The sequence below is a fragment of the Rhodococcus jostii NBRC 16295 genome, assembly GCF_001894825.1.
Taxonomy (GTDB): Bacteria; Actinomycetota; Actinomycetes; order Mycobacteriales; family Mycobacteriaceae; genus Rhodococcus_F; species Rhodococcus_F jostii.
In genome coordinates this window covers 112,413-120,197 of the sequence record NZ_BCWY01000024.1, presented here as the reverse complement: position 1 = coordinate 120,197, position 7,785 = coordinate 112,413, and the positions used below count along the sequence as shown (strand labels likewise).

The 7,785-nt window shown below is 67.1% G+C and carries 7 protein-coding genes; 3 read left to right on the top strand and 4 right to left on the bottom strand.

Features of this window, described 5'->3' with window-relative positions:
• Positions 1–305: 305 nt before the first annotated feature.
• Positions 306–1,583, bottom strand: coding sequence for a tyrosine--tRNA ligase (tyrS, locus tag RJ1_RS17560; RefSeq protein ID WP_073361998.1), 1,278 nt, complete (start codon positions 1,581–1,583; stop codon positions 306–308).
• An 8-nt stretch (positions 1,584–1,591) separates the two neighbouring features.
• A complete protein-coding gene (locus RJ1_RS17555) occupies positions 1,592–2,263 on the bottom strand; it encodes a DNA-3-methyladenine glycosylase (RefSeq protein ID WP_073361978.1) in 672 nt (223 codons plus the stop codon).
• Positions 2,264–2,302: 39 nt separating this feature from the next.
• Here RJ1_RS17555 and RJ1_RS17550 point away from each other — a divergent pair, with 39 nt between their 5' ends.
• Genes RJ1_RS17550 through RJ1_RS17540 form a run of 3 tightly spaced genes read left to right on the top strand, consistent with a single transcriptional unit; the run spans position 2,303 to position 4,436 of the window.
• Positions 2,303–3,034: an ABC transporter ATP-binding protein gene (locus RJ1_RS17550; protein WP_073361976.1), complete on the top strand. Its 732-nt coding sequence runs from the start codon at positions 2,303–2,305 to the stop codon at positions 3,032–3,034.
• On the top strand, positions 3,034–3,789 hold the full coding sequence (locus tag RJ1_RS17545) for an ABC transporter permease (protein WP_073361974.1): 756 nt from the start codon (positions 3,034–3,036) through the stop codon (positions 3,787–3,789). The genes RJ1_RS17550 and RJ1_RS17545 overlap by 1 nt, the downstream gene beginning before the upstream one ends.
• Positions 3,790–3,809: 20 nt before the next feature.
• Positions 3,810–4,436: a TetR/AcrR family transcriptional regulator gene (locus RJ1_RS17540; protein WP_073361996.1), complete on the top strand. Its 627-nt coding sequence runs from the start codon at positions 3,810–3,812 to the stop codon at positions 4,434–4,436.
• A 50-nt stretch (positions 4,437–4,486) separates the two neighbouring features.
• Here RJ1_RS17540 and RJ1_RS17535 read toward each other — a convergent pair whose 3' ends face one another.
• Together RJ1_RS17535 and RJ1_RS17530 are read right to left on the bottom strand one after the other, a co-directional pair.
• The gene (locus RJ1_RS17535; protein WP_073361972.1) at positions 4,487–4,699 is read right to left on the bottom strand and encodes a Trm112 family protein; all 213 of its coding nucleotides are present in this window, start codon (positions 4,697–4,699) and stop codon (positions 4,487–4,489) included.
• Between the two features lie 38 nt (positions 4,700–4,737).
• Positions 4,738–7,722 (bottom strand): acyl-CoA synthetase, encoded by a 2,985-nt coding sequence (locus RJ1_RS17530; protein ID WP_073361970.1) that lies wholly within the window; start codon positions 7,720–7,722, stop codon positions 4,738–4,740.
• Positions 7,723–7,785 lie beyond the last annotated feature (63 nt).

Genomic DNA, 7,785 nt, shown 5'->3' with positions numbered 1-7,785 from the left:
CGTTCCAACTTATCTCCTGCCGCCTCCCGGCGCAAACCGGGGCGATCAGGACATCTCGAAAGCATCGAACCAGGTTCGGTATTCTCGGGAAGTTCAGGCGCCTGCGTCCAACCTCGTGTCCCCGGCCTCTCGGTCGGGGTTGGTGTCCGTGTCGCTCTGACCTGGAATAAGTTACGCGACGGATAACGGAGCGTCAAATCCCCAGGTCACTGGCATCCGGTATGTGAAATCCGCTGGTGACCCACGCTGCGCGCGGGCCACCGAGCGGAAGCTCGCCGAATTACGCCGGTGTGACCCGCCGCACGCTAGTTCGACAGCACCTTGATGCCGGCGAAGTTGCGCTTTCCGCGGCGAATCACGAGCCACGTTCCGTGCAGCAGATCGGTCGCTTCGGGAGACCAGTCCTCGGTCGAGATCTTCTGGTTGTTGACCGAAGCGCCGCCTTCCTTCACGGTGCGGCGGGCCGCACCCTTGCTCTCACACAATCCGCTGAGAACCAAAAGATCGACGATGCTGGCGGGCTCCCCCGGCGCGAGTTCCGCGACGGAGGCTTCGCGAAGGGCGGCGCCGAGCGTCGGCTCGTCCAGGTCCTGCAGTTCCGCGCGACCGAACAGCGCCTGGCTCGCCAGCTCCACGGCACGGGTGTTGGCTTCGCCGTGTACGAGCGTCGTCATCTCGGCGGCGAGCTTGCGCTGCGCCTCCCGAGCGTGTGGCCGCTCGGCCGTCGCCGTCTCCAGTTCCGCCAACTCCTCGGCCGTGAGGAAGGTAAACCAGCGCAGGTACTTGATCACGTCGGCATCGCCGGTGTTTACGAAGTACTGGTACCAGGCGTAGGGACTCGTCATCTCCGGGTCGAGCCACAGGCTGCCACCTCCGGTGGACTTCCCGAACTTCTTGCCGTCCGCGGACGTGACGAGCGGGACCGTCAGGCCGTGCACCGACTCGGCGTCGATGCGACGGTTCAGTTCGACACCGGCGATGATGTTGCCCCACTGGTCGGACCCACCCACCTGCAGTGAGCAACCGTGGCTGCGGCGCAGGTGCAGGTAGTCGTTGGCCTGCAGCAGCATGTAGCTGAACTCCGTGTACGACATGCCGTCGGATTCGAGGCGCCGCTTCACGGTGTCCCTCGCCAGCATCACGTTGACCGAGAAGTGCTTGCCCACGTCACGCAGGAAGTCGATGGCCGACAGCTTGCCGGTCCAGTTCATGTTGTTCTCGATGATCGCGCCGCTCGGCGAATCGTCGAAGTCGACGAACCGTTCGAGCTGACCTCGGATCCGATCAGCCCACTCCGCGACTGTGTCGGCAGAGTTCATCGTCCGCTCACCGACGTCGCGGGGATCGCCGATCAGCCCCGTCGCTCCACCTGCCAGGACGATGGGGCGGTTGCCTGCTCGCTGGAATCGCTTCAGTGCGAGCAGAGGAACCAGGTGGCCGGCATGCAGACTCGGCCCGGTCGGATCGAAACCGGCATAGAGCGTGACCGGTCCGGCGTCGAGATCACGGCGCAGCGCGTCCAGATCGGTTGATTGGGCAACGAGCCCGCGCCAGGTCAGTTCATCGATGATGTTCTCAGTCACGCATCCGATCATCCCATCCGCTCGTCGGCGGGCATCGCACGCGGGCTTCTCCGGTACACGGAGACCGCAGGCGACTCCGGAATCCAGAACCGCCACGGCCGGTCGGCGGCCGTGCTGACCCCGACCCGGGGGCCACTCACCCAGCCGTCCGAGTCGGCGACCTCCAGTCGAACCGGCGAATCGGCCTCGAACAGCGCCGCCCCGTTCTCCGCGAGGGTGACGCCGGTCGCCGACCCCAGATTGCCGGGACCGCGCGCCCAATCCGCAGGTCGGGTGACGCGGGGCCGACGACCGTGGACGGTCGCGCTCCCGTCGAGCACCTCGCCCGCACGGAGGAGCACTCCCCCCGCGGTGCCGACAGGTCCGTACGACACGTTCATACAGAAATGCATCCCGTAACTGCGGTAGACGTACAGGTGACCTGCCGGACCGAACATCACCTCGTTCCGCGGTGTCCTCCCCCGGTACGAGTGGGATGCCGGATCCGGCCACGGGCCGTCCTTCTCTCCGCCGTACGCCTCCACTTCGACGATGCGGATCCGCACGTCTCCGACGATCAGCGTCGATCCGAGGACGATTCTCGCGGCATCGACAGGTTCCGCCCGGGCAAGTCGATCGATGGTCACGCCCCGATTCTCCACAACCGTTGACGCGGCCATGGGAACGGTCGCATAATTCATCAAGCAATGAATTCACCCAGTGATGAATTGAGGCAGGCCATGAACGGCAGCCCAGCGATCGACGTTCGAGATCTGCGTGTGCGGCGAGGCAAGAACGAAGTGCTCCACGGCATCGACGTCCAGGTGGCGAGCGGATCCATCACCGGCCTCCTCGGACCCTCGGGTTGTGGGAAGACCACGCTGATGCGGTGCGTGGTGGGCACTCAGATCGTGGAATCCGGGACGGTCACCGTGCTGGGCTCCCCCGCCGGTGCGGTCTCGTTGCGGAACCGCGTCGGTTACGTCACCCAGTCGCCGAGCGTGTACGCCGACCTCACGGTGAAGAAGAACGTGGCCTACTTCGCCGCGCTCTACGGTCAGCCGTCGAGTGCCGTCACCGAGGCCGTCGACGCGGTGGGGCTCACACGCTTTGCGGGTCAGAAGGCGGCGGACCTGTCGGGAGGTCAACTGGGACGGGTCTCCCTCGCCTGCGCCCTGGTGGCGCGCCCCGAGATCCTCGTACTCGACGAACCGACGGTCGGCCTCGACCCTCTCCTGCGCGTCGAACTCTGGGAACGGTTCGAAGCTCTCGCCGACGCCGGTACCACCCTGCTCGTGTCGAGCCACGTCATGGACGAGGCCGAACATTGTGCTTCGTTGCTCCTCATGCGCGACGGGCACGTTCTCGCGCAGGTCTCCCCCGGTGAACTTCGGGCGCAGACCGGGGAGACGAGCCTCGAAGACGCCTTCCTGAACCTCATTCGCGCATCACATGTCGGGAGCGAGAACTGATGAACGTCACGATCTTCGCCGCCACAACCGGCCGGATCCTCGCGCAACTGCGCACGGATCACCGCACCGTCGCCATGATCCTGGTGGTACCCAGCCTGCTGATGGTGCTGCTGTACTTCCTGTACCAGACCGTTCCGGCCCCGCCCGGGCAGCAGTCGCTGTTCGAACGCGTCGCGATCACAATGCTCGGCATCCTCCCGTTCGTCGTGATGTTCCTTGTCACGTCGATCGCGATGCAACGCGAACGGACCTCGGGAACCCTCGAACGCCTGCTCACGACGCCGATGGGCAAACTCGACCTGCTCGGCGGCTACGCCGCGGCGTTCTCCACCGCCGCTGCTGCGCAGGCGGCGCTGGCCTGTGCGGTCGCGTTCGGATTTCTCGGCCTCACCACCGAGGGCAGCGTGACGTGGGTGCTGCTGATCGCCGTGCTGAACGCGATACTCGGCGTGGCACTCGGCCTGCTGTGCAGCGCGTTCGCGCGCACCGAGTTCCAGGCGGTGCAGTTCATGCCGGTGGTCGTCGTCCCCCAACTGTTCCTGTGTGGTCTGCTCGTTCCACGAGATCAGCTCCCCACGTGGCTCGAGTGGATCAGCAACGTCCTCCCCCTCAGCTACGCGGTCGACGCGCTACAGCAGGTCGCCACCCATCCCGGGGCAACGGGCGACATGTGGCTCGACCTGGCGGTGGTCACCGGCTTCGCACTCCTCGCGCTGTCGCTGGGTGCCGCGACGCTGAGGCGGCGCACACCATGAGCGCTGAGGCGGCGCACACCATGACCGAACCCGCGACGCGCGAAGAAGCGACCCCCGGACCGCGTACGGGACGCCGCCCGGGCAACCCGGACACCAGGTCGCGAATCCTGGCGACGGCACGGAAACTGTTCGCACAGAACGGCTTCGACAAGACCAGCGTGAGATCCGTGGCCGGCGGAGCCGGTGTCGACTCCGCGCTGGTCCACCACTACTTCGGCACCAAGCGGGAACTGTTCCTCGCCTCGGTGGACATTCCGGTGGATCCGACGCAGGTGATCGCGCCGGTGCTCGACGGCCCCACGGGCGAGATCGGACGCCACCTCGCCCGGGCCGTCTTCTCGGTCTGGGAGTCGCCGCACCGGCCCGCCGTCGTCGCGGCGTTCCGGTCTGCGATGTCGGGCGACGAACCGACGCTGATCCGCACGTTCCTGTTGGAGGTCGTGCTCCGGGACCTCGGCCCGCGGGTCGACGATCCGCCCGGGACCGGGATGCTGCGCATGCAATTGGTGGCGTCGCAGATGGCCGGCGTGCTCGTGACGCGGTACGTCCTCGAATTCGAGCCACTCGCGTCGCTGCCGGTCGACGATCTGATCGAGATCGTCGCTCCGACGTTGCAGCGCTACCTCACCGGCGCTCTACCGATCTGATCGGGCTCGCCCGAGTCCGGTCTGATCGGGCTCGCCCGAGTCCGGTGCGATCAGGCCTCGCCGGCGGCCCGGGCAAGCAGCGTCGCGTGCTCGTCCTCTCCCACGTCCCGCGCCTCGTCGATGAGGAGGACGGGAATCCCGTTCTCGATGGGATATGCCCGGCGAAGGCGAGGGTTGTAGAGCAACTCGTCACCGACCAACAGCAGAGGACCCTTGTCCTGTGGGCACGCGAGAATGCCGAGCAATGTCGGATCAATAACCACGGAAGTCCTCTCCAACCGTTCGGGTGAGCAGTGTCAGGTTACCGCGCACCGGCAGGCACCCCGGCCGAGCCGTCCTGGAACTCCGCGGCGACGGCCTTGGTCAGTCGCTTGTACTGCTGCGAATCCGGATCGAGATACCACACACGGGTTCCCGGCTTCGGAAGACCGGCGGCACTGAGGGCCTCGGCGTTCGGGCGGTACGAGGATCCCAGCGGGATGTCCGCCACCACATGGATCAGGTCGGGTCGCAGCGCGGGAGTAAGTGCGTCGAAGGCCTGGGCGATCTCGGTCAGCCTCGGCGGCCGTCCGTCCCGCAGACTGAAGGCCGCGACTGCCAGCGTCCGGCCGCCGACCTCCGCGCCGTAGGCAACCGCGAGATCGACGCTGTCGACGGATGCGAGTGCGTCGACGATCGGTTGTGTGAAGACGGGCCCTCTCGGGGTCGCGATCACGGTCTTCCGGTGATCGACCAGCCAGTAGTCCCCGTCGGCATCGCGGCGGAAGAGGTTCTCCGTCGGTATCCACGCATCGCCGGCGGCGAAGATCCCCCGCATCGCACCACCGGACATCTCCGCGTGGACGCCGGCCCTGCCGAGAAGCAGACCCACCTCGTCGTCCCGGCATTCCCGGATGAATCCCTGCTCGTCCTCCAGCAGCCGGCCGGCGATCGGGTCGTAGGCCGCGAGCCGTACCTCGGCGCTCCCGGGAAGGGGCCGCCCCTTGGCCCCGACCTTCGCGCCGGCGACATTCGCGAGTACCACATCGCCCTCCGTGGACGCGTAGAACTCGAGAACCTTCGCCGGGGCGAACCGCTCGGTCGTGCGCCGCCACAGCCCCTGCGGCATTCCGGATCCGATGAAGAGCCGGACGGGGTGACTGCCGTCGAGCGCGAGGTTCTCGGCGTCGAGGATCTCGCGCATCATCGTCCACGTGTAGCTGACCACCGTCACGCCGTAGCGGTGGACCTCCTCGGCGAACCGTTCGGGGTCGAGTCCGCGCGACAGCGCGATCCGGGAACCCCCCGCCACCGCGCCCCCGATCGCGGCGAGCAAACTCGACGAATGATGCAGCGGTGCAAGGCAGTACACGGTGTCACCGCGATCGAGGTCGGCGGCGGAGGCCGTCCCGAACGCGGACAGCGCCCACCGGTAGTTGGTGATCTGCTTGGTCTCCCAGTGCCCGTTGGACTCACTACAGATGATGAACGCCAACTCGCGCGCCAGACCGGGATCCGGCCGGTACCAGCCCGGCAACGTCACTGCGTCCGGATCGATCTTCTCGAGATCCACGACGTCGGCCGAGGCGTCCACGTCGAGGTCGCGCTGGGCGCCGCCGCCCAGTACCAGCACCTGCATGCCGGTCGCGATCGCCGCGTCCAGATTCTCGGGGTCGGTGACGACGCGCTCGACACCGTCGATGCGGAGGGCGGTGTGGACCTCCCGGCCCGGGGGCAGGAGGACCGCGACGGCCCCGAGACGGGACAGCGCGACGATGGCGGCGAGGGCGCTCGGACGCGTCTGCATCACGAGGCCCACGTGCGCGGCGGGGCGGACACCGGCGTGGATCAGACCGCGCACCACGTTGTCGATCCGCTGATTGACGGCCTCGTAGGTGTGGACGCGGTTGTCGAAGAGGAAGCATTCGCCGCCCGGCGCCTTCCGACGCTGTTCGGCCAGCAGCCGGCTGAGCGAGATCTGGGTGTGCGGCTGGATCTGCCCGAGCCGCGCCAGCCGGGGCAGCGCACGCGTGGCCTCGCCGGACAGCTCCACGGTTCCGCGCAGCGCGCCGGACGCGAAATCGCTGATCCCCTTGCCGACACCGACACCGACCTCGGCGACCGAGGCCACGGTGTGAATGATGCGGTCGCTGATGGAGACTCCGGACTCGCTGCCGAAGTGCTCGTCGTAGCGCATGAGATCGATGTCGGCGGGCCGCGCGCCGAGCCCCTCGTTCCACAGCACCCACTTGCCGGTCGTGGGCCACGTGTGGGTCGCTGCGGACGAACCGACAACGAGACCGAAATGTCCTGCCCTCAAAGTCGATTCGTATACGTTCGCGCGCGGGGCGGCGCGGCGGATGCCGCGGACGGCCAACGGCTGACCGATGTCGTCGACTTCACCGACGAACGCGAGGATGGGGCAGGTCAATTCCGCGAGGGAGACCACCTGGTCCTTGATCACGAACCCGCCGGTCATCATGCGGTTGTGCACGATGAACTGGGTGAGCAGTTCTGCGACGGCCGGACCGGACCACCCCACCCAGCCGTCGGTCGCGAGGAATCGTCGCTGCTGCTCCCGCGGCAGGAGCGCTTCCCTGTCGTGCAGCTGACGCAGGAAGTCGAGCCTCGACTTCAGTGTCTTGACGGGATCGAGGAGCTGAAAACCGGTGCGCGCCATCCACCCCGACACCGCGAGGCGGTTGAAGACGTGGTCGGCGAGGAAGCCCGCGGCGTCGGCGGCGAAACCCGCCGGGATACCGAACGGCAGCCCGGCGAGTGTGTCGACCGGACTCCCGAACGTGACCAGACCGGCGATGTTGCGGCTTCGGCGGTACGCCGCAGCCTGATATGCGAACATGCCGCCCTGCGAATACCCGGAGAGGTACACGTCGCGACCCGTGTGCGCCCGCACCTGGTCGATGATCTCGCTGATCGCGACGATGTGGTCGGCGAGATTCCGATCCCAGCCTCCCTCTTCGGAATCCGGTGATCCGAAGTCGACCACCCAGGGATCGATACCCATTCCGCGGAGGATGCCGACCGCGCCTTGATCCCGCGTCACGTCGTACACGTCGGCCGACATCATCATCGGCGGAACCAGGACGATCGGCGGTCCGGCGTCGGCAGGGTCCGTGTCGGGGAAATACCGCCGGAGCCGATACATCGGTGCGCGTTCGACCACCTCGAACGGCGATGTCGTGAGGTCCGTCTCGAGTCCACCGAGACGGACCACCTCCAACCCGTTCTGCGCCGTCGCCACCACGCGACGGATCGGGCCCATCACCGTTTCGGTATTCAATCCCACGAATACTCTCCCAGACTCTCGCTCCGTGACGCACTGCCGCCCGCCCTCACCCTACTGCGCTCG

Coding starts and splice junctions, on each gene's coding strand:
- RJ1_RS17555 (WP_073361978.1), bottom strand. CDS start 2,263: ATGAATTATGCGACCGTTCCCATGGCCGCGTCAACGGTTGTGGAGAAT.
- RJ1_RS17550 (WP_073361976.1), top strand. CDS start 2,303: ATGAACGGCAGCCCAGCGATCGACGTTCGAGATCTGCGTGTGCGGCGA.
- RJ1_RS17545 (WP_073361974.1), top strand. CDS start 3,034: ATGAACGTCACGATCTTCGCCGCCACAACCGGCCGGATCCTCGCGCAA.
- RJ1_RS17540 (WP_073361996.1), top strand. CDS start 3,810: ATGACCGAACCCGCGACGCGCGAAGAAGCGACCCCCGGACCGCGTACG.